This window comes from Salipiger pallidus, assembly GCF_014643635.1.
Lineage (GTDB): Bacteria > Pseudomonadota > Alphaproteobacteria > Rhodobacterales > Rhodobacteraceae > Salipiger > Salipiger pallidus.
On the sequence record NZ_BMJV01000014.1, the window covers coordinates 1 to 21,142 of the forward strand.

The following is a 21,142-nucleotide window of genomic DNA, read 5'->3' on the forward strand; positions in this document are numbered from 1 at the left end:
CACGGCCGAGGTGGAATCGGCCCTCGTCGCCCATGCCAAGGTCGCCGAGGCGGCGGTGGTGGGCTACCCGCACGAGGTGAAGGGCCAGGGCATCTACTGCTACGTCACGCTGATGAACGATGTGGAGCCCTCGGAAGAGCTCAAGAAGGAGCTGCGCACCTGGGTGCGCACCGAGATCGGCCCCATCGCCTCGCCCGACCTCATCCAGTGGGCGCCGGGCCTGCCCAAGACCCGCTCGGGCAAGATCATGCGCCGCATTCTGCGCAAAATCGCCGAGAACGACTACGGCGCCCTCGGCGACACCTCCACCCTTGCCGATCCGTCGGTCGTCGATGACCTCATCGATAACCGCGCGAACAAGGGGTGACCGGCCATGGATGAGGCGGAAGGCCTGGCCTTCCGCCTCATCCATTAACCAACCGCCCGAAGAATCAGATAAATCCTTCACAACGCGATGCGCGGCGTGCCGCCATATGGTACGATAGGATGCGGGGGCGCATATGCGGTGGAGTTATCCATGCAGTTTCCGGGCCTTTCACAGACGGCCCCGCTGGCGACCGGGCACCCGCAAGGGCTGCCAGCGGTGAACAACCAACCACCTCCGGTGACCAAGGTGCAGCCGGTCTCCGAGCTTGCGAAATCCGGTGCCGACCCGCAGTCGGATCCAGGCGGCCAGCCTCCGAACAGCTTCTGGCGCACATTGAGCGGCATGCCTGATCCGTCCAAGCATGTCGCCCCGCCCTCTATGATGCAGATCCGAATCGCCCGCATACTCGAGGAGCAGGCGAAGAAGCTGACCAATGAAGCCGATCTGGCGACTTCCCCCGATTCTGACAAAAAAGATGAGGCCGAGATCAAGGAGGAGATGTCCGACACGCTGGCGCAGACCGAGAAGGCTTCTGCCCAAGAAAACCCATTGCCGCCAATCGACGCAGAGCCGGAAACTGACAGGCCGATGCCATCAAAAAGAGCTGAAACCGCCATTCAAGGCTATGGTGAGCAGGCACGCCCCTATCTACCAAGCTCGGTTTCCTCTGAAGTCTGAAGGGACTACAGACGCATCATGCGACCCGATAAAGCGCAGAGATCTACAGCACGACTGCCCTGGCTCGGGTCGTGATGCGCTGTTTTCCAGCACATTCGACCTTGTCACCTTGCGTTTTCCCCAGCTGGGTCGCTTTTCATGCATCAAACTCTGCCCTATAAGCGCGAGCGAACGTGGCCGAGAGACAACGGGCCCGAAACTTTTCCGGCGAGGATTGCATGAGCAAAGACAACCACGAATCCGACGTGGCCTTCATCAAGGCTCTGGCGGAGCTGCTCCGCGAGAACGATCTGACCGAACTTCAGGTCAAGCGTGACTACGGCGAAGACGACAGCCTCAATGTACGGGTCAGCCGCATGCACCCGCAAGCCGCGCCGGTCGCCGCAGCCCCCGCGCCGGTCGCCGCAGCCCCCGCCGCAGCGCCCGCGCCTGCCGCGGAAGCCGCCCCCGAGGATCCCGCAGCCCACCCCGGCGCCGTGACCTCGCCCATGGTCGGCACGGTCTACATGCAGGCTGAACCCGGCGCCCCCTCTTTCATCAGCGTCGGCCAGCAGGTCAACGAGGGCGACACGCTCATCATCGTCGAGGCGATGAAGACCATGAACCACATCCCTGCCCCCCGCTCGGGCACGGTCAAGCGCATCCTCGTCGAGGACGGTGCCCCCGTCGAATACGGCGCGCCGCTGGTCATCCTCGAGTAAGGGGATGGCAATGTTTGACAAGATCCTGATCGCCAACCGCGGCGAGATCGCCTTGCGCGTTATCCGCGCCTGCCGCGAGATGGGCATTGGGTCCGTCGCGGTCCACTCGACCGCCGACGCCGATGCCATGCATGTGCGCATGGCCGATGAAAGCATCTGCATCGGCCCTGCGTCCTCCACCGACAGCTATCTCAGCCCCGCCGGCATCATCTCGGCATGCGAGATCACAGGCGCGCAGGCCATCCACCCCGGTTACGGCTTCCTGTCCGAAAACGCCCGTTTCGTGCAAATGGTCGAGGACCACGGCCTGACCTTCATAGGCCCCTCGGCGCAGCACATCCGCACCATGGGTGACAAGATCACCGCCAAGGACACCATGAAGGCGCTCGGCGTGCCATGCGTGCCCGGCTCTGAAGGCGGCGTTCCCGACGTGGAGACCGCAAAGCAGATCGGTCGCGATTTCGGCTACCCGGTCATCATCAAGGCCACCGCCGGTGGTGGCGGTCGCGGCATGAAGGTCGCGAACAACGAAGAAGAGATGGAGCGCGCCTTCCACACCGCCCGCGCCGAGGGCAAGGCCGCCTTCGGTAACGACGAGGTGTACATCGAGAAGTACCTCCAGAAGCCGCGCCACATCGAGATCCAGGTCTTCGGTGACGGCAAGGGCAAGGCGGTACACCTCGGCGAGCGTGACTGTTCGCTGCAGCGCCGTCACCAGAAGGTCTTCGAAGAGGCGCCCGGGCCCAGCATCACTCCCGAGGAACGCGCCAGCATCGGCGCAACCTGCGCCAAGGCCGTCGCTGATCTCGGCTATTCCGGTGCCGGCACCATCGAATTCCTCTACGAGGATGGCGAGTTCTACTTCATCGAGATGAACACCCGCCTTCAGGTGGAGCATCCGGTGACCGAGGCGATCTTCGGTGTCGACCTCGTGCGCGAACAGATCCGCGTCGCTGAAGGCAAGGACCTGTCCTTCACGCAGGACGATCTGGAAATCAACGGCCACGCCATTGAGGTCCGGATCAACGCCGAGAAGCTGCCGAACTTCGCCCCCTGCCCCGGCAAGATCACCCAGTATCACGCGCCGGGCGGCCTTGGGGTGCGGATGGATAGCGCTCTTTATCAGGGCTATTCGATCCCGCCCTACTATGACAGCCTCATCGGCAAGCTGATCGTCAAGGGCCGCGACAGGACCGAGGCGCTCGCGCGGCTCAACCGGGCGCTTGGCGAACTGATCGTTGACGGTGTGGACACCACGGTGCCGCTCTTCCATGCGCTACTGCAGGAAGAGGACATCCACCGCGGCGACTACAACATCCACTGGCTTGAAAAGTGGCTGGCCAAGGATCCATTCTCGTCCTGATGACCATTCGCGGCGCATACCAGGTGCCCTTGCGCCCGGAGCGCCGCGGATGACCCTTACCCCCGACCTGCTGTTACACGCCTATCGGTCGGGGATCTTTCCCATGGCGGAAAGCCGGACCGACCCCGAACTTTTCTGGGTCGATCCGCGACGCCGGGGCATCATTCCCATGGATGGCCTGCATATCTCGCGCAGCATGGCGCGGGTGCTGCGGCGCGACGATTACCGTGTCACCGTCGACAGAGCCTTCGAAAGGGTGATCGACGGCTGCGCCGACCGTCCCGACACCTGGATCAATGCTGAAATCCGCGCACTCTTCGTCGCGCTGCATCATGCCGGGCTGGCGCATTCTCTGGAGGTCTGGGACGGTGACACGCTCGTGGGTGGGATCTACGGACTTGAGGTCGGAGCAGCCTTCTGCGGCGAATCCATGTTCTCACGGCGCAGGGACGGCTCAAAGATCGCGCTGTGCTGGCTCATGGATCTGCTGCGCCGCGCCGGGTTCACCCTCTTCGACACTCAGTTCCTGACTGAGCACCTTGCCTCTATGGGCGGGATCGAGATTCCGCGGGCCGTATATCGCGCACGGCTACAGCAAGCGCTACTGGGCGTCAGCGATTTCACTGGGACGCCCCTTGCGGTATCAGGTCATGAGTTGGTGCAGCGCAACACCCAGACGTCGTAACGCTGGTTGTCCATGGCGTTGAGCGCCGGGGACGACGCAATCATCCAGCCCCGGAACGCAAGGTCGGACTTGCCCGCCTCGCGTATGCTCAGGAACGCGAAGGCGTCGCCAGCAGGGTTGCCTTCAGGGAAGCGGCAGTCACCGAGGCTCACCTCGATGCGGCCGAACTGGCCGGTTTCACCAGTGCGCAGTTCGATATCAGCAGACCGGCCAGTCAGTTTGTCGAGCCCCCGCAAAACGGCACCACTGCCTTCGCTGGTTGCTTCCTGAGCGGCCGCCGGGGCCACCGTAATGGCAGCAAGCGCCACTGCCTGCATCACTGCGCGGATCATTCGTCGCCTCCAGCCACGTATTTCAGAAGCAGGGAGATGAGGCTCACCGAGCCCTGCGTATCAAGGATCTCGTCCCCGGCCTCATAATAGAAGGGCGACCCACCGGGGCTGATCTCGACAAAGTTGCCGCCCAGAAGCCCCTCGGAGGAGATCACGATGGCACTGTCATCGGGGATCTGCACGCCATCGCGCATCAGGATGCCCATGTCAGCGCGGTATGTTTCGGCATTGAGTGAGACATCGGTGACGGTGCCGACCTTCACACCGGCAAGCCGGACGTCACTGCCAGCCGCAACCCCCTCGAGGGATCGGAAGCTGGCGCTCAGCGGGTAGCCGGTGTCAGAAAGCGAATAGCCCGTCGCGGACACTGCGTACGCACCGAACGCGATGGCGGCAGCCAATACGGCGCCGCCGACCAGCACCTCTGTGGCATTGCTGGACATGGGGTTATTCCGGGCTCCACGCCTCGTAATCGGCACGTGCCGCAGGTTGTGGCTGACGGATCGAGCCTTGCGGCGCATAGGCCAGGGCAGTTCCGGTGAGGTTCTCGATATGGGGCTTTTCCCAAGTCTTGTGAACCATGGGCCGCTCGGTCGGCGCTTCCTTGAAGGTATGGTGCAGCCAGCCGTGCCAATCGGGGCTGATGCGCGTCGCCTCGACCTCGCCGTTGTACATCACCCAGCGGCGAGCGCCATCCTTTGTCTGGTAGAAGGTGTTGCCCTGCTCGTCCTCGCCGACGCGCGTGCCGTGGCGCTTGCTCCAGATCATGGTGTTCAGCGTGCCGCCGTTCCACCAGGTCACGGCCTTCAGGAGCGAGTTAAGAATGCCCATGGACGACTCCTCGGTATCTTGCTCTTCGCTTATGTAGGATCCCTGGCCAAAGGTCCAGCGACAAGAACCGCACTGCCGGGTACAACCGGTGGCCGCTTTCGCCAAATGCGACGGATCGCACCGGCGCTGCAGTCCGGGTCCGGGGTCGCGCCGATCTTCACGTGCCTGTGGAAAGGGCGGCCATGGCCGCCCCCCCTGGCTGAGCGTCAGGCTTCGGGAGCCAGTGCCGTAAGCTCGATCTCGATACGGTACTTCGGATCGATCAGCTTGGCCTCGACCATGGTCGCCACCGGCGGATTGTCCCCAAAGGTTTCAGAAAGGATCGGCCAGCACGGCTCGAACTCGGCGGCGTCGGGCAGGTAGTACGTGACCCGGACGGCCTCGGCAAAGCTTGCGCCTGCGGCGTCCAGTGCCTGGCCGATGACCTCGAGAGCCGAACGGCACTGCTCTTCGACCGTCTCGCCCTGCCCCACGGTACCGGCGACATGCACGAACCCGCCCGCGACCACGGCCCGGCAATATCCGATTTTCGCCTCGAACGGGCTGCCGGTTTGAATACGTCTGATTGTCATTGCATCCTCACATGCAAAAGGCGGGGGACTATCCCCCGCCTCAAAGCTCATTCCAAACGGTGCCTCAGGCTGAGGCGCCTTCCTTCTTCTGGTCACCGTAGATCATAAGCGGCTTGGCATCCGCGCCCACCGCCTCGTCGTTGACCACAACTTCGGTCACCTCGTCCATGCCCGGAAGTTCGAACATCGTGTCGAGCAGGATGCCCTCAAGGATGGAGCGCAGGCCCCGCGCACCGGTCTTGCGTTCGATGGCCCTCTTGGCGATCGCGCTCAGCGCATCGTCGGTGAAGGTCAGCTGGGTGTCCTCCATCTCGAACAGACGCTGATACTGCTTGACCAAGGCATTCTTGGGCATGGTGAGGATCGTGACAAGCGCGTCCTCGTCCAGATCCTCGAGCGTCGCGATCACCGGCAGACGGCCGACGAATTCCGGGATCAGACCGAATTTCAGCAGATCCTCGGGCTCGAGATCGCGGAACACTTCGCCCACACCCCGCTCTTCGGGATCGCGAACATCGGCACCGAAGCCCATGGCCGATCCCTTGCCCCGCTGCGCGATGATCCGGTCAAGACCGGCAAAGGCGCCGCCGCAAATGAAGAGGATGTTCGTGGTGTCCACCTGCAGGAATTCCTGCTGCGGATGCTTGCGGCCGCCCTGCGGCGGAACCGACGCCACGGTGCCTTCCATCAGCTTCAGAAGTGCCTGCTGAACGCCCTCGCCCGACACGTCGCGGGTGATCGACGGGTTCTCGGACTTGCGGGTGATCTTGTCGACCTCGTCGATGTAGACGATGCCGCGCTGCGCCCGTTCGACGTTGTATTCCGACGCCTGAAGCAGCTTGAGGATGATGTTCTCCACATCCTCGCCCACGTAACCGGCTTCGGTCAGCGTGGTCGCGTCCGCCATGGTGAACGGTACATCAAGGATGCGCGCCAGCGTCTGGGCCAGCAGCGTCTTGCCGCAGCCGGTGGGGCCGATCAGCAGGATGTTCGATTTCGCCAGCTCGATGTCCGCGCTTTTCTGCGCGTGGTTGAGCCGCTTGTAGTGGTTGTGCACCGCGACAGAAAGAACCCGTTTCGCCGTCATCTGACCGATGACGTAATCGTCCAGCACGTCGCAGATCTCGCGCGGGGTGGGCACCCCTTCCGAGGACTTCAGGCCTGCGCCCTTGGTCTCTTCGCGAATGATATCCATGCAGAGCTCGACGCATTCATCACAGATGAACACGGTCGGCCCTGCGATCAACTTGCGTACCTCGTGCTGGCTCTTGCCGCAGAAGCTGCAATACAGGGTGTTCTTGCTGTCGCCGCCAGAATTCGTCGCCATGTCACACCTTTCCAGGCCATTTCCCGCTTGGGCCGGACCGTAGCGCCAGCCCTGGGCCTGTCGTCTTCGCCAATTCTGTGAAGTCTAGGGCAGCGCCCCGTCGTCCACAATCCGAAATATGCCCCGCCGCGCAACTGCGGCGGGGCATTAGATTAAGACTTGGCCTCTTCCGCCGCGCCGCGGCTTTCGACGATCTCGTCGATGAGGCCCCATTCCTTCGCGTCCTCGGGAGCCATGAAGTTGTCACGCTCGAGCGCTGCTTCGACTTCGTCGAGGGTGCGGCCGGTGTGCTTCACGTAGATCTCGTTGAGGCGCGTCTTGAGCTTTTGCGTCTCCTGCGCGTGGATCATGATGTCCGTCGCCTGGCCCTGATAGCCGCCAGAGGGCTGGTGCACCATGATGCGGCTGTTGGGCAGCGAGAAGCGCATGCCCTTCTCGCCCGCGGTCAGCAGGAGCGACCCCATGGACGCCGCCTGGCCGATCACGAGGGTCGAGACCTTGGGGCGAATGTACTGCATGGTGTCGTAGATCGACAGGCCCGAGGTTACAACGCCGCCGGGGCTGTTGATGTACATCGAGATTTCCTTGGACGGGTTTTCCGCCTCGAGGTGCAGCAGCTGCGCGACGATGAGGCTCGACATGCCGTCATGCACCGGGCCCGAGACGAAGATGATCCGTTCCTTGAGCAGACGCGAGAAGATGTCGTAGGCACGTTCACCACGGCTGGTCTGTTCGACCACCATGGGGACGAGCGTGTTCATGTAAGTATCGATTGGGTCTTTCATATCCGCCTGCCTGTTCTTGTCCAGAAATGCCTATCCGGTCGGTGTTACCAGATTCTTAGTCGTCGCCCCGGCCAGCCGCAAGGGGCGGCGCCGAGGAATGCCGTTGCGATCACGCGCCACCCCATGCCTCGGGATGGTCGCAGGCGTGGCGCGCGCATTCCATCTCGAGCACCACGTGATCGATGCCGAAGCGCGCCTTGAGCAGCGCCTTCACCCGGTCCTTGATGCCATCCGCATCGCTCCACGCGTCGTCCCGCACCACCAAATGCGCCTGAAGCGCCGCGCGGTGTTCGTCGATCTGCCACAGGTGCGCCTTGTGCAGCCCCGCGACGCCCTCGACCTCCCCGGCCTCGCGCAGGACGTCCGCCGGGGCGAGCATCGGCGGGCTGCCGAGCATGAGGATACGGATCACGCCGCCGATCTCGGAAAACGCCATCCACAGGATGTAGCCCGCGATCAGCAGGGTGACCGCCGGGTCCACCCACGTCCAGCCGTAGAGAATGATGAGCGTGCCAGCGAGGATCACCGCAACCGAGCCCAGCGCGTCCGACACGTTGTGCAGGAAGGCCGCGCGGATGTTAACGCTGTCTTTTGACATCGCGTAGGTCAGCACTGCCGTCACCACATCGACCACCAGCGCCACCACGGCGATGATGACCACCAGCCATCCCTGCACCGGCTCGGGATCAAGAAACCGCAGCACGGCCTCCATCACAAGGTAGAGACCGATCACGATCAATGTCGTGTAATTGACCAGTGCGGCCACCACCTCGGCCCGCGCATAGCCGAAGGGCATGTCCTGACTGGCGGGACGGCGCGCGATGCGGCGGGCTGCGGCGGCGATGACAAGCGAGATCGCGTCGGAGAAGTTGTGCAGCGCGTCGGCGATCATGGCGAGGCTGCCCGAGAAGATCCCGCCCACGACCTGCGCCACGGTCAGCAGCAGGTTGACGCCAATGGCGCCTAGAAGCCGCGAATCCCCTGCGTCGGCGTCGATATGGTGGTGGTGATCGTGTGGCATGCCCTGCCCCCTTGCCCGGCCGTTGCGACATGTCACGAACCGGAGCCCGCGCGCAGCCTTCATGCAATCCCGCGCCACCGGGAAGGTCAAGCGGTGAACCGCCAAAGGCACCGGCAGATTCCTCACGATCCCGTTGCCGGACGCCACGCTGCGGCAGTTCCCCGAAACTGCCGGAACACCCTGCTCCGGCGGCACGGCATCAGAACTCTCGCGCACGCTGGATCAGGGCACTGCCCGGATTGAGCGCATACCATGGCTTTCGGCCAAAGCGTTTTTCCCACAGCACGCTGTCACGCGGTTGCCACGACGTGAACAGCCCCTTTTCGGCCTTGCTCCAGACCAGGGCCCCGTCCTCCGAGCAAGCATCCAGGATCAGTCCGCTGGAGACAGGCCGTCCGGGCAGCGTCACAGCGACGCCGCTGCGCTCAATCGGGCGGTTCAGACGCACGGGCGACATTGCCACCGCGACACCAATGGTGCGGAAGCCCTCCTGCCGCAGGCGCGCATAAAGCGCGTCCGCCCACGTGTAGCAAAAGCCGGGTGTCTTATAGCCCAGGCGTATGTTTCGAGTCACCCTCAGCGGCGGGTCGGTGCCGGCCTGCCGGCGAGCGATCTGCACCGGGTAGTCATAGGCCAGATCCGCCAGCCTGCGAGCCTCGGACAGCTTCACCAGAGGGCCAAGCCGGGTGATTGCGAAGGTCAGCGCATCCCGCTGCGAGCGTGACGCGCGATCGAGCGCCTCAGGGGGTGTCACACAAGCGCTCAACACAAGAAGCAGAGGCAGAAAAAGCTGTTTCATGGCTCCTCCTAGCACTCATTTCGGTAATTCCCGGTTAATGCTCGCTCAGCCCGTCGGTCGCTGGAAGCATGACAAAGGGCACACCCTTGCGCCGCGCCTTGTCCCTCAGCACATCGACCCTGGGCTGCCAGTGATGCACACGGTCATCGGTCACGGGCAGCCAGTAGAGCGCCCCCGCGTACCGCCACGGATCAAGCAGCAGCCCGCTTTGCAGAGGCTGCCCCGGCGCCACCGCGATGATCGAGCTGTGCTCGAATGGGAACAGCGGCCGGGCGGGCGAGATGCCGCGCCGGATCTCGATGCTGCGAAAGCCTTCGCGGGCAAGCCGGGCCTGCATGGCCTCGGCCCAGTGGTAGCAAAGTCCCCGTGATTTCAGGCCGTCATTGACCTTTTGATTGTGGACGATGGGCGCATCCTCGATCTCGTAGATCTGGGCAAGCTGCAGCGGGTAGTCATAGGCGATGTCCGCAAGGCGCCGGGCTTCGGACGCATCGACATCGGGGCCGAGCGCCATCAGCGCGCGGGTCAGGGTCACCCGCTTATGCTCGGGGGCGACACCGGGTGCGGGCAGCGGCGCACCGCATGCCGCAAGCACTGCCATCGCGACGAAGGCGACCATCGGCAGCAGGCGAGAGATGAACGGAAAGTTAGCAATATGTGTCATGCGGAGGGCAATGCCGCCGCAAATCTTAACCGGACCTTTAGACTTTCTGGTTAACGATCAGTTAAGAATGGTTAACGGGTCATTTTGCAATCAAAAGGTGTGTTCAGCGCTGCGCGACCCAACAAACCGGAAGAAGATCAAAGTCGGAAGGCCGGTGCCCTCGGGATCGGCTGGGGGCTCTCGGAGGAGGGTCTTGGCAGCAATCCCGCCGCCGCCGCGAGGGCGATGAGGGTGGCCAGCCAGAGAATGCGAATGCGGAAACTCATCGAAACAGACTCCAGTCCGGGCGGCAGAATACCCGCCCTGTCATAACAACCGGAGCCATGATGGCAGGGGAGCGCCGCCCCCTGCAATTGCGGTATTCCTGACCTTTGGGCCTCAGCTCATCTCGGCAAGACGGGCGACGTAGCGGGCCAGCGTGTCGATCTCGAGGTTGATGTCATCGCCCACCTTGGATTGCCCCCAGGTAGTGACCTCTTGGGTGTGGGGGATGACGTTGATGCCGAACGTGCAGTCGTCGACCTCGTTCACCGTGAGCGAAGTGCCGTTCAGCGTCACCGAGCCCTTGGGCGCGATGAACCGTGCCAGCTCGCGCGGGGCGCGCAGGGTGAGGCGCGTGGAATCTCCGTCGGGCGCAATGCCGATCAGCTCCGCAAGGCCATCCACATGGCCCGACACGATGTGCCCGCCCAGCTCGTCCCCGACCTTGAGCGCCCGCTCGAGGTTGATGCGCCGCCCTTCGGTCCAGCTGCCGAGGTTGGTCTTGGACACGGTTTCGGCGCTGATCTGCACCTCGAACCAGCCGGCCCCCATGGAGACGACCGTGAGGCACACGCCATCGCAGGCGATGGAGGCGCCGATGTCGATGCCGCTGGTGTCGTAAGAGGTGCCGATGCGCGCGGTGAGATCGCCGGCCTGGTGCAGGGCCTGAATCTCTCCCATGTCGGTGACGATGCCGGTGAACATGACGTGCCTCCTGTTGCGGCGCGGCCCGGACACGCCGGGCCTTAATTTCGCCGGAAAACTCCGCTATTCCCGGCATATCGAGCAAACAATTAGCGGTGCCGGAAGTCCAAGGCAACCCGGCTGTGCTACTGTTACCCGGACAACCGCCCCCATAGTGACCGTAAAGCGTGACCGCCCATGACTGGCCCCTCTTCCCCCCCTGCCACTGATCCGCCCCGCGTCTTCCTGTTCTTGCAGGGACCGCATGGGCCGTTCTTCCACAAGCTGGGCGCCATGCTGCGCCGCGCCGGGGCCGAGGTCTGGCGCGTGGGGTTCAACGCCGGGGACCGCGCCTTCTGGTTCCACCCTCAAAGCTACATCCCTTACCAGGGCACCGCCGACGACTGGCCCGCCCGCTTCGAGGGGCTGCTGCAGGACAAGCGCGTCACCGACATCGTGCTTTACGGTGACACCCGGCCCGTTCACGCCCGCGCGGCCAAGATCGCCAAGGCCCGCGGCGTGCAGGTGCATGTCTTCGAGGAAGGCTACATGCGCCCCTACTGGGTCAGCTACGAACGCGGCGGCGCCAATGGCCATTCGCGGCTGATGCACATGCAGGTGGCCGACATGCGCGGCGCACTGGAACAGTCGGACATGGAAGCGCCCCTGCCCCCCGGCCACTGGGGCGACATGCGCCAGCATGTGTTCTACGGCGCGCTCTACCATTGGTTCGTGATGTTCCGGAACGCCGACTACCGCAGCTTCCGGCCCCATCGCGCGCTGACAGTCGCACAGGAATTCCGACTTTACGTCAAGCGCCTGATGCTGATGCCGTTTCACCGGGCCGAACGCCTGATCGAAACGCTGCGCATCCGTCGGGGGGGCTTTCCGTATCACCTCGTGCTCATGCAGCTCGAACATGATGCGAGCTTTCGCGACCATTCGCCGTTCAATTCGATGACCGAGTTCCTCGAACTGGTGCTCGAAGGCTTTGCACAGGGCGCGCCCGGCCATCACCACCTTGTCTTCAAGGCCCACCCCCTCGAGGACGGGCGCGCGCCCGTGCTCCGCACCATCCGCGAGGCCGCCCGCCGCTTCGGCATCGCGGACCGGGTGCATTTCGTGCGAGGCGGCAAGCTGGCACAGCTGCTGAACGATGCGCGCAGCGCGGTGACGGTAAACTCCACCGCCGGGCAACAGGTGCTGTGGCGGGGCATCCCGCTCATGGTCTTCGGCGAGGCGGTCTATTCCAAGCCAGAGTTCGTCTCGGACCAGACGATGCCCGAATTCTTCGCCCAGCCAACCCGCCCCGATACCCGCGCCTACCGTGACTACCGGCGCTACCTGCTGGAAACCAGTCAAGTGCCCGGGGGCTTCTATTCGTCGCGTGGGCGGCGGCAGCTGCTGCGCCTCGTGGTCGACATGATGCTGTCGCCGGATGATCCCTACGATGCGCTCGAACGCGGGACCGCGGCACCCCGGCAACAGTTGCGACTGGTCCGCTGACCCCCCGAATCCCTTTGTTCTGGCTTTAACGGCGCGATTCCCTTAGCTTGGGGGAAAAACCTGAGGCAGAATAAAACAGGTCGAGGAGACCGGGCAGTGAACAGTACCCCCAAGCATTGGGTGAAGTCCGTCGCGCTTCTGGCCGCGGTGTCGATTCTGGCATCCTGCGGCCTGCCGCGTATGGGCCCCAACAAAAACGAGATCTACGCCGGGTCGGTGATGCGTGAAGGCGATGCCTTCATTGTTGCGGTCAACGACCGCGTGACCCGCGCAACCGCCGTCGTGCCGGCGCTTGGCTTTACCGAGAGTTTCCGCAACGCCTCCGTGCTTGGCTCGGACACCATCCGACCCGGTGACACGCTGGGTCTGACCATCTGGGAAAACGTCGATGACGGCCTGCTGGTCGCAGAGACCGCCAATGCCACCGCCCTCGAAGAGGTGCAGGTGGACGGCTCGGGCTTCATCTTCGTGCCCTACGCGGGCCGCATCAAGGCGTCGGGAAATTCCCCCGAGGCGGTGCGCCGCATCATCACTTCCAAGCTGGCCGACCAGACCCCCGACCCCCAGGTCGAGGTGCGCCGCCTTGCCGGCGACGGCTCATCCGTGAGCCTGGTTGGCGCCGTCGGCGGCCAGGGCGTCTACCCGATCGAGCGGCCCACCCGCACGCTGGCGGCCATGCTCGCCCGCGCGGGCGGCATTACCATCGAGCCCGAGATCGCCCAGATCTCGGTCATCCGCGGTCAGCAGACCGAGACGATCTGGTTCCAGGATCTCTACAAGAACCCCAGCTACGACATCGCCCTGCGCGGCGGTGACAAGGTGCTTGTAGAGGAAGACACCCGGTCCTTCACCGCGCTTGGCGCCACCGGTGCCCAGGCCCGCGTGCCGTTCGAGACGCAGACGCTCTCGGGCGTCGAGGCCATCGCCCAGGTCGGCGGCCTTCTGGCGGCGGCAGCAGACCCCACCGGCGTCTTCGTGCTTCGTAACGAGCCTGCCGAGATCGCCAACCAGGTGCTTGGCCGCACGGACCTGATCGGCGCCCAGCGCCTTGTCTACGTGCTGGATCTGACCAAGCCCAACGGCATGTTCATGGCCCGCGATTTCGTTATCCGCGATCAGGATACGCTTTATGTGACCGAAGCGCCCTACGCCCAGTGGAGCAAGGCCATCTCGGCTCTCACCGGCTCGCTCGGCGCGGTGAGCACCCTTGCCACCACCGCCACAGCCATTCAGGCCAGCGGGAGCTGATCCTGCAACAGGATGACATGACAGACGCCGGGGAGAGCTCTCCCCGGCGTCTTTACGTCTACAACGCAGGTTTCCTGCGGCAGAAACGCCTGCGCCGTATCCTTGCGCTTTCGGGCTACCGGGTGTCGCTGGGCCGGCCGTCCGGCGACGACCTCGTGGGGGTCTGGGGCCAGTCTCCCTATGCCCACCGGGGCGAGGCGATGGCCGTGCGCCATGGGTCCGCCTTGGTCCGCATCGAGGACGCCTTCCTGCGCAGCCTTCACCCCGGCCGCTCGGGCGAGCCGCCACTGGGCCTGCTCATCGACCACAGCGGCGTGCATTTCGACGGGCGTACCCCCTCGGATCTCGAGCACTGGCTCAAAACCCATCCACTTGACGACCATGCCCTGCTGTCCCGTGCCCGGGGAGCCATGGCACGGCTGCAGGCGGCGCATCTGAGCAAGTATTCCGCCACCGATCCGGAGGCCCGCCCCCCTGCCCCCGGCTACGTGCTGGTCATCGACCAGACCGCCGGGGATGCCTCGGTCAAGGCAAGTGGCGCAGACCGCAACCGCTTTCTTGAGATGCTGTACTGGGCGCAGGAGGAACACCCCCATGCCCGCATCCTGCTGCGCACGCACCCTGAGACGCTAGCAGGCCACCGCAACGGCCATTTCAGCCCCGAGGATGCCCACGGCCGGATCGAGACCTGCGATGCCGCCGCGTCGCCTCAGGCCCTGCTGGAAGGCGCCATCGCGGTCTACACCGTGTCCTCGCAAATGGGGTTCGAGGCGATCCTCGCGGGCCACCGTCCCCGGGTCTTCGGCCAGCCGTTCTATGCCGGATGGGGTCTCAGTGATGACGAGGTGCCCATCGCCCGCCGCCAGCGCAGCCTCACGCGCGTGCAGCTATTCGCGGCGGCGATGATCCTCTACCCGACATGGTACGATCCCTACCGCGACCGCCTGTGCGAGATCGAGGATGTGCTCGGCGCGCTGGAGGCGCAGGTGCGGGCATGGCGCGAGGATCGCCACGGCTGGACCGCGACCGGCATGAGGCTGTGGAAGCGCGGCGCACTGCAAGGGTTTTTCGGGGGCGAAAAGCCCGTGGTCTTCAGCGACGCCGCCACGGATGGCAGGCGGCACATGGGCTGGGGCATCTCCGCCCCCGAAGGCGCCACCTGTGTCGAGGACGGCTTCCTGCGCTCGCGCGGGCTCGGGGCGGAGCTGGTGGCTCCGCTGTCGCTGGTGACGGATGATCTTGGGATCTACTACGACCCAACCCGCCCCTCCCGGCTGGAACGGCTCATCGCACAGCAGGCGCAGCCCCGCCCGGATCAGGAGGACCGCGCCCGCCGCCTGATAACGCGGCTGACCTCCGGGGGCTTGACCAAGTACAACCTGTCCGGTGTCCTGCCGGAGCTGCCCGAAGGCCACCGCATCCTCGTGCCCGGACAGGTCGAGGATGACGCCTCGGTCCGGCTCGGCAGCCCGAATATGTCCTGCAACGCCGACCTCCTGGCCCGCGTGCGCGCGGACAACCCCGACGCGGTGATCCTGTGGAAGCCCCACCCTGACGTGGAGGCTGGCCTGCGCCCCGGCGCGGTTGAGGACCCCGGCCAATGGGCCGACCTTACCCTGACCAACACCCCCATGGGCGCTCTGCTGCCGCTGGTGCAGGAGGTCTGGACCATGACCTCGCTCACCGGGTTCGAGGCGCTCCTGCGGGGCATCCCCGTCGCCACGCTGGGCGCGCCGTTCTACGCCGGCTGGGGCCTGACGCGCGATCTCGGCCCCGTGCCCGCCCGCCGCCTTGCCGGGCCGCGCCCCAGCCTCGAGGCGCTGGTGCATGCCACGCTGATCTCCTACCCGCGCTACCGCGATCCGGTCACCGGGCTGCCCTGCCCGGTCGAGGTGATCTGCGACCGGCTCGAGACAGGCCCGCTGCCCCGGCCCGGTGCGGGGCTTCGGGCGCTGTCGAAGCTGCAGGGCCTCTTTGCCAGCCAGTCACACCTCTGGCGACGCTGATCGGCGGGCCGATCTGCGCGGCACCCCTTGTTCCGCACTGCACGCGCTGCGATATAGAACCCGACAGCCGCCACAGCGCGGCACCGCAATCAGGAGACAAGCGATGCTGAAAGGTTTGGGCGGACTTGGCGACATGGCCAAGATGATGAAGACCGCACAGGAAATGCAGGGCAAGATGGCCCAGCTTCAGGAAGACCTTGCCACCTTGGAAGTGACGGGCGAATCCGGCGCGGGCCTCGTGAAGGCCGTCGCCACCGCCAAGGGCGAGCTCAAGGCGCTGGACATCGACCCGTCGATCTTCAACTCCGACGACAAGGAAGTGGTCGAGGACCTGATCCTTGCCGCCATCAAAGACGCGCAGTCCAAGGCGCAGGAGCGGTCGCAGGAAGAAATGCAGAAGCTCACCTCCGAGATGGGCCTTCCCGCCGACATGAAGATGCCGTTCTAAGCGGTCTGCCCAAGGCACGACCGCTCGCAGGATAGCGCGAAGCCCCCTCGGGGGCTTTGCGGAATCCGACACCCTCGAGGTTCACCCAATTTGCCAGACCGCACGGAAATCGACGCGCTCATCGAACTGATGGCCAAGCTGCCGGGCCTCGGCCCGCGCTCTGCGCGCCGTGCGGTGCTGCATCTCATCCGCAAGCGCGCGCTGCTGCTTCAGCCGCTGGCGGATGTCATGGGCCAAGTCGCCACCAGCGCCCGTGAATGCCTCAACTGCGGCAATGTCGGAACCGCCGACATCTGCCCGATCTGCGCCGACGACGCGCGCGGCAACGGCCAGATCTGCGTGGTCGAAGATGTGGCCGACCTCTGGGCCATGGAACGCTCGGGCGTCTTCAAGGGCCGCTACCATGTGCTTGGCGGCACCCTGTCGGCGCTGGATTCAATCGGCCCCGAGGAACTGCGCATCCCGCAGCTTGTCACCCGCATCGACGCCGAGGGCGTCTCGGAGGTGATCCTCGCGCTCAACGCCACGGTGGATGGCCAGACCACGGCGCATTACATTGCCGACCAGCTGGAAACCCGCGTCACGCTGACCTCCCTCGCGCAGGGCGTGCCCATCGGCGGCGAGCTTGATTACCTCGACGACGGCACCATCACGGCGGCGCTGAACGCACGCAAGCGGGTGTAAGGCGGAACGCCCTCCCCCGGGGCCGCGTTGACGCATAACGCAATCCCACGGGAGATACGGCATGGCCACCGCCAAGGCAAAGTCCGGCAAAAGCAGTCGCCCCAAATCAGGCGCGACCGCCGGCACCCAGACCGACACCCAGCAGATCCGCCCCTCGGTCAAGGCGACCGGCAAGGTCGAAGCCTATCGCCGCCTGTCCGAAGCGCTTGACGACGGCAGCAGCATGCTCCCCCCGACCCTGCTGAGGGGACAGGCCAGGCGGCATCATGTCCGCTCCACCCTGCGCGAGGACCACGCCACGCGAATCGAAACCCGCGCCAGCGGCACGCAGGACAAGTTCGAGGTGCTTGTGAAGGACCTGTTCAAGTTCTTCCGCGGCACTGCTCTCCTGTTCTACCGCGACATGGTCGGCAGCGACGGTCACATGCCGTCGGTCATGGCGCTAGGCGATGTGCACCCCGAGAATTTCGGCGTCATGCCAGACGTGAACGGTGCGCCGATTTTCGGCGTAAACGATTTTGACGAGTCGATCTATGCGCCCTTCACATGGGATCTCAAGCGCGGCGCCACAGGCTTCTGGATCGCGGCAAAGACCGAAGGTGGCTTCAGCCGCAAGAAGCGCGCAAAGATCGTGCGCAAGTTCGTCAAGGGCTACCTTGCGGCCATGGAGCGCTATGCCGAACACGCCACCGAGAAGACCGACGGTTATCACATGCACAACTCACCCAAGGTGATCCAGCGCCTGTTCGAGGAGGCATGGGAAGAGCGCAAGGACTGGCTCTGGGACGATTACCTCAAGCCCAATGGCCGCGGCTTCCGTCCCAACGACGAGCTGCAGCCTCTGTCCTCTCGTATCAACACCTTCCAGAAGGCGATCGACGATCTCGCCGCTGCGAAGGGGTTCGAGAAACCTGCGCGTGCGGGTGAACTAAAGGTCAAGGATGTCTGCATCCGGCACGGACAGGGCACCGCATCTCTGGGGCTGCCGCGGTACTACGTCCTGATCGAGGGACCGTCGAAGGATGCCACCGATGATCTCATCATCGAGTTCAAGAGCGCGCGTCGCTCGGCGCTCGACGGGCTGACACCGCCCAGCAGCTTCATCGCGGGCGACAAGGCTGATCGCATCGTGCATGGCCAACGGGTGCAGCTGGCCCACGGGGATATCTTCTACGGCGCGGTGGAGATCGACGGCGAAAGCTTTATGAGCCGCGAACGTGCACCGTTCCGCGATGACATCGACCTCGACGACCTCAGCTACGGCACGTGGAAAGACTATGCCGGGATCTGTGGCGCTGCACTGGCGCAAAGCCATGCGCTTTCGGACGATCTGGGCCGCATCGACTACGACGTGGAGCCCTCCATCGTCGAGGCGGCAAAGCCTCACAAGCTGTTTGTCGCCGACATCTGCCGCTTCGCCAAAGAGGCGGCGGACAGGCTGCAGGCTGACCACGAGATGTTCCGTGAAGACTTCGCACTGGGAGCCTTTGATCGGATCGACAAGGTCTATCGCTGAAGGCGGCTGCGAGCCTTACAATCCAACAAAAAAAGGGCCCGTGTGTTCAGCACGGGCCCTCGTCATGTCTGGTTGGGATGCCGACAGATCAGCCGCGCTGATCCTCGCTGTCATCCTCATCGTCGTCTTCACCGGACGGCAGGTTGAAGAAGCTGTCCGCATCCGAGTAGTCGCTCGGGGCCTTGTCTTCTTCGTCGTCCGCATCATCGGTGAGAGTGAACGTCTCGAGCCCCTCGATGGCGGTGGGCAGGCGCGGCTCGGTCTCCATGCCAAGGCTCTGCTCGGTGGACACCAGCTTGCGGCGTTCGTCATCGGACATGACGGCGCTCTGGCTTTTGGCTGCCTTCGCAACGGCAGCGTCCAGTTCGGACTGGCGGCACAGGCCAAGCGCCACCGGGTCGATGGGCTGCATGTTCTGGATGTTCCAGTGGGTGCGCTCGCGGATCGACTGGATCGTCGGCTTGGTGGTGCCGACGAGCTTTGCAATCTGGCTGTCGGCAAGCTCGGGGTGGAACTTCACCAGCCACAGGATCGAGTTGGGACGGTCCTGGCGCTTGGACAGCGGGGTGTAGCGCGGCCCCCGGCGCTTTTCCTCATCCTGAGCGGCGGCGTTGTACTTGAGCTTGAGCTTGTGCAAGGGGTTCTTCTCGCCCTTGTCGATCTCCGACTGCTCGAGCTGGTTGTTGCCGACCGGATCAAAGCCCTTGACGCCGGTCGCCACATCACCGTCGGCGATGCCCTGAACCTCGAGCTCATGCATGTGGGTCAGATCGGCGATCTGCTTGAACGTCAGGGTGGTGTTGTCGACCAGCCAGACAGCGGTCGCCTTGGGGTGCAGCAGTTTGGCCATCGTATCACTCCTTGCAAGTCTTCTTCCCCTCCCCCGGACCTTTCGGCCGGGAGGTCCCGGAACAATTCCGGGACGGGTTTCCGTTGTGGGGGAACTTGGGCGCTATATACTGCGATAAACTGCAATATGGAAGAGAAAATGCGCTGGATCGCTCTGCTGCTGCTCTCCGCGACCTTGGCCCGGGCCGACGGCGACGTGGCGGGCGACTTCGATTACTACGTCATGTCCCTCAGCTGGTCTCCAACTTGGTGCGCGCTCGAGGGGGACCCGCGAGGCTCACCGCAATGCGACCGGAACCTCGGGTTCGTGCTGCACGGCCTCTGGCCCCAGCATCATCGCGGCTACCCCTCGTACTGCGACAGCTCCATGACCGCGCCAAGCCGGGCAATGACCGAAGCGATGTCAGACATCATGGGCACATCCGGTCTGGCTTGGCATCAGTGGAAGAAGCACGGGACCTGCACGGGCTTGACGGCTGCGGACTACTTCGCGCTGTCCCGCGAAGCCTTCGGCAGTATCAACCGCCCCGCGATGCTGCGGCGGCTGGACGCCCCCGTAACCCTTCCCGCAACATTGATCGAGGAGGCGTTCCTCAAAGAAAACAGTGACCTCGAACCAGATATGATCACCATAACCTGTCGGTCGGGCCGCATCCAAGAGGCGCGAATCTGCCTGTCCAAGTCACTCGAGCCGGTGCCCTGTGGGCGCGATCTGGTGCGGGACTGCGCAGCGGACGATGCCCTGCTCGCCCCGGTGCGCTGAGCTGCAGGAAACGCTCCCTGCGGTCGCAACACCTGCGGTGACGAGAGGCGCTGCCCCTCGTGCTCCCCGGGATATTTACGGTCAAAGGAAACACGGGCGTCTGTCGGTAACCCAACGTTAAGGTTAATGCGCCATGCTCGCTATACGGTACAGGCGGGGACGCCGATGACCGTGTCGAAGGAAGCCCAAGCTTCCCGCAGCCCGCTATCACGCGTGGCGGGCTGCATTCTTCCTTGGCTGAGTGTTTCCTTTGACCCCAAATATCCCCGCCGGAGGCATACGGCAGCGACACCAAGCGCGCCGCCGATCAATCAAAGCTGTAGCCGAAACGGGCAATGTCCTCTGCGCAGGCAATGGCCACGACCGCAGCTGTCTTGTCGTCATAGTAACCGCGGAAGTCCGCCCGCCGAGCTGATCGGTTCCGATGCCCCATGTCCGGCGTGAACCCGAGATGAGCCTTAAGCGGCGCCATGTCCTCGGCGAAGTGCTCGAGGCGCATCCAGGCCGAGCAATGTTCCCGTCCCGTGGCATCGCGCATATAGCTGGAGAATGGCGCAACACCAAGGATCGCCTGGGTGGCAGGGTTGGCCATGAAGGCGCCGAAGGACAGCTGTTTCGACAAGGCTACCTGCGGATGATCGAAGGTCTGCGCCTGAAGCCAGTGATAGTAGCTCACCATCCGGTCCCATGGATTGCGCACGATGGTGAAGGTGAACATGTCGGCGATCTCGGCCGGACTCAGGATACCGTCGATATCCGCGAGCGTGGAATGCTTCCAAAGGCGTCCCTTCGGTGTCAGCTGGCGCAAGCGCCCTCTGCGCCGCAGTGCCTTTTCCGTGTCACCGATCAGGATATCGTCGCGATGGGCGCGCGCCTCAAGTGCCGCGGCCATGGAGCTGCCGCCCGTCTTGGGGATATGGACAAAGATGTAGCCGCGGCCAGGCGAGATGATCATGGGCGCATGATTAACGCGGCGGCATCCCAGCACAATCCGCTTAATGCCTCTTCCCCCGACGCGCTGCCCTGAGCATAGTTGCCGCGAGGAAAACAAC

Annotated in this window: 24 protein-coding genes; 12 read left to right on the forward strand and 12 right to left on the reverse strand. The window is 64.3% G+C overall.

The window, feature by feature from the left end; translation table 11 throughout:
• From IEX41_RS20895 to aat, 5 genes are all read left to right on the forward strand, one after another.
• Positions 1 to 367 (forward strand): AMP-binding enzyme (locus tag IEX41_RS20895; protein WP_444544450.1); only part of this gene is annotated, 367 nt, incomplete at its 5' end.
• 150 nt (positions 368 to 517) lie between these two features.
• Entirely contained in the window at positions 518 to 1,045 is a 528-nt protein-coding gene (locus tag IEX41_RS20900; RefSeq protein ID WP_188792152.1) for a hypothetical protein, read from the forward strand.
• Positions 1,046 to 1,263: 218 nt separating this feature from the next.
• Positions 1,264 to 1,746, forward strand: coding sequence for an acetyl-CoA carboxylase biotin carboxyl carrier protein (gene accB, locus IEX41_RS20905; protein WP_188792153.1), 483 nt, complete (start codon positions 1,264 to 1,266; stop codon positions 1,744 to 1,746).
• A gap of 10 nt (positions 1,747 to 1,756) precedes the next feature.
• Positions 1,757 to 3,109: an acetyl-CoA carboxylase biotin carboxylase subunit gene (accC, locus tag IEX41_RS20910; protein WP_188792154.1), complete on the forward strand. Its 1,353-nt coding sequence runs from the start codon at positions 1,757 to 1,759 to the stop codon at positions 3,107 to 3,109.
• A gap of 49 nt (positions 3,110 to 3,158) precedes the next feature.
• Entirely contained in the window at positions 3,159 to 3,794 is a 636-nt protein-coding gene (gene aat / locus IEX41_RS20915; RefSeq protein WP_188792155.1) for a leucyl/phenylalanyl-tRNA--protein transferase, read from the forward strand.
• Here aat and IEX41_RS20920 read toward each other — a convergent pair.
• The 10 genes from IEX41_RS20920 to IEX41_RS20965 all read right to left on the reverse strand — a co-directional run bounded on the left by IEX41_RS20920 (position 3,758) and on the right by IEX41_RS20965 (position 11,091).
• Positions 3,758 to 4,126 (reverse strand): DUF2155 domain-containing protein, encoded by a 369-nt coding sequence (locus IEX41_RS20920; protein WP_188792156.1) that lies wholly within the window; start codon positions 4,124 to 4,126, stop codon positions 3,758 to 3,760. The genes aat and IEX41_RS20920 overlap by 37 nt on opposite strands.
• Positions 4,123 to 4,569, reverse strand: coding sequence for an outer membrane lipid asymmetry maintenance protein MlaD (mlaD, locus tag IEX41_RS20925; RefSeq protein ID WP_188792157.1), 447 nt, complete (start codon positions 4,567 to 4,569; stop codon positions 4,123 to 4,125). Before mlaD ends, IEX41_RS20920 begins: the two co-directional genes overlap by 4 nt.
• Before the next feature lie 4 nt (positions 4,570 to 4,573).
• The gene (locus IEX41_RS20930; protein ID WP_188792158.1) at positions 4,574 to 4,957 is read right to left on the reverse strand and encodes an NADH:ubiquinone oxidoreductase subunit NDUFA12; all 384 of its coding nucleotides are present in this window, start codon (positions 4,955 to 4,957) and stop codon (positions 4,574 to 4,576) included.
• 206 nt (positions 4,958 to 5,163) lie between these two features.
• Entirely contained in the window at positions 5,164 to 5,529 is a 366-nt protein-coding gene (locus IEX41_RS20935) for a RidA family protein (protein WP_188792159.1), read from the reverse strand.
• A gap of 64 nt (positions 5,530 to 5,593) precedes the next feature.
• Positions 5,594 to 6,856 carry an ATP-dependent Clp protease ATP-binding subunit ClpX gene (clpX, locus tag IEX41_RS20940; RefSeq protein WP_188792160.1) on the reverse strand — a complete coding sequence of 421 codons (1,263 nt, stop codon included), beginning with the start codon at positions 6,854 to 6,856 and terminating at the stop codon, positions 5,594 to 5,596.
• Between the two features lie 152 nt (positions 6,857 to 7,008).
• Positions 7,009 to 7,641: an ATP-dependent Clp protease proteolytic subunit gene (locus tag IEX41_RS20945; protein WP_188792161.1), complete on the reverse strand. Its 633-nt coding sequence runs from the start codon at positions 7,639 to 7,641 to the stop codon at positions 7,009 to 7,011.
• Positions 7,642 to 7,750: 109 nt separating this feature from the next.
• A complete protein-coding gene (locus IEX41_RS20950) occupies positions 7,751 to 8,662 on the reverse strand; it encodes a cation diffusion facilitator family transporter (RefSeq protein WP_188792162.1) in 912 nt (303 codons plus the stop codon).
• A 199-nt stretch (positions 8,663 to 8,861) separates the two neighbouring features.
• On the reverse strand, positions 8,862 to 9,461 hold the full coding sequence (locus tag IEX41_RS20955; protein WP_188792163.1) for a hypothetical protein: 600 nt from the start codon (positions 9,459 to 9,461) through the stop codon (positions 8,862 to 8,864).
• Positions 9,462 to 9,495: 34 nt separating this feature from the next.
• The gene (locus tag IEX41_RS20960; protein WP_188792164.1) at positions 9,496 to 10,125 is read right to left on the reverse strand and encodes a hypothetical protein; all 630 of its coding nucleotides are present in this window, start codon (positions 10,123 to 10,125) and stop codon (positions 9,496 to 9,498) included.
• A 378-nt stretch (positions 10,126 to 10,503) separates the two neighbouring features.
• Entirely contained in the window at positions 10,504 to 11,091 is a 588-nt protein-coding gene (locus IEX41_RS20965) for a riboflavin synthase (RefSeq protein WP_188792165.1), read from the reverse strand.
• Between the two features lie 177 nt (positions 11,092 to 11,268).
• On the opposite strand from IEX41_RS20965, the gene IEX41_RS20970 reads away from it, so the two are divergent.
• The 6 genes from IEX41_RS20970 to IEX41_RS20995 all read left to right on the forward strand — a co-directional run bounded on the left by IEX41_RS20970 (position 11,269) and on the right by IEX41_RS20995 (position 18,478).
• Complete coding sequence (locus IEX41_RS20970; protein ID WP_188792166.1) at positions 11,269 to 12,576, forward strand: capsule polysaccharide biogenesis protein; 1,308 nt, start codon at positions 11,269 to 11,271, stop codon at positions 12,574 to 12,576.
• 96 nt (positions 12,577 to 12,672) lie between these two features.
• The gene (locus IEX41_RS20975; RefSeq protein ID WP_188792167.1) at positions 12,673 to 13,824 is read left to right on the forward strand and encodes a polysaccharide biosynthesis/export family protein; all 1,152 of its coding nucleotides are present in this window, start codon (positions 12,673 to 12,675) and stop codon (positions 13,822 to 13,824) included.
• Between the two features lie 17 nt (positions 13,825 to 13,841).
• On the forward strand, positions 13,842 to 15,830 hold the full coding sequence (locus IEX41_RS20980; protein ID WP_188792168.1) for a capsule polysaccharide biogenesis protein: 1,989 nt from the start codon (positions 13,842 to 13,844) through the stop codon (positions 15,828 to 15,830).
• A gap of 103 nt (positions 15,831 to 15,933) precedes the next feature.
• A complete protein-coding gene (locus tag IEX41_RS20985; protein WP_188792169.1) occupies positions 15,934 to 16,278 on the forward strand; it encodes a YbaB/EbfC family nucleoid-associated protein in 345 nt (114 codons plus the stop codon).
• 90 nt (positions 16,279 to 16,368) lie between these two features.
• Positions 16,369 to 16,962 carry a recombination mediator RecR gene (gene recR, locus IEX41_RS20990; RefSeq protein ID WP_188792170.1) on the forward strand — a complete coding sequence of 198 codons (594 nt, stop codon included), beginning with the start codon at positions 16,369 to 16,371 and terminating at the stop codon, positions 16,960 to 16,962.
• A 61-nt stretch (positions 16,963 to 17,023) separates the two neighbouring features.
• Complete coding sequence (locus IEX41_RS20995; RefSeq protein ID WP_188792171.1) at positions 17,024 to 18,478, forward strand: DUF2252 domain-containing protein; 1,455 nt, start codon at positions 17,024 to 17,026, stop codon at positions 18,476 to 18,478.
• An 88-nt stretch (positions 18,479 to 18,566) separates the two neighbouring features.
• Here the strand turns inward: IEX41_RS20995 and IEX41_RS21000 are convergent, their stop codons facing one another.
• On the reverse strand, positions 18,567 to 19,328 hold the full coding sequence (locus tag IEX41_RS21000; RefSeq protein WP_188792172.1) for a DUF1013 domain-containing protein: 762 nt from the start codon (positions 19,326 to 19,328) through the stop codon (positions 18,567 to 18,569).
• 138 nt (positions 19,329 to 19,466) lie between these two features.
• Between IEX41_RS21000 and IEX41_RS21005 the strand changes: the two genes are divergently transcribed.
• Complete coding sequence (locus IEX41_RS21005) at positions 19,467 to 20,090, forward strand: ribonuclease T2 family protein (protein ID WP_188792173.1); 624 nt, start codon at positions 19,467 to 19,469, stop codon at positions 20,088 to 20,090.
• Between the two features lie 307 nt (positions 20,091 to 20,397).
• Here the strand turns inward: IEX41_RS21005 and IEX41_RS21010 are convergent, their stop codons facing one another.
• A complete protein-coding gene (locus IEX41_RS21010) occupies positions 20,398 to 21,045 on the reverse strand; it encodes a sulfotransferase family 2 domain-containing protein (protein WP_188792174.1) in 648 nt (215 codons plus the stop codon).
• Between the last annotated feature and the right edge of the window lie 97 nt (positions 21,046 to 21,142).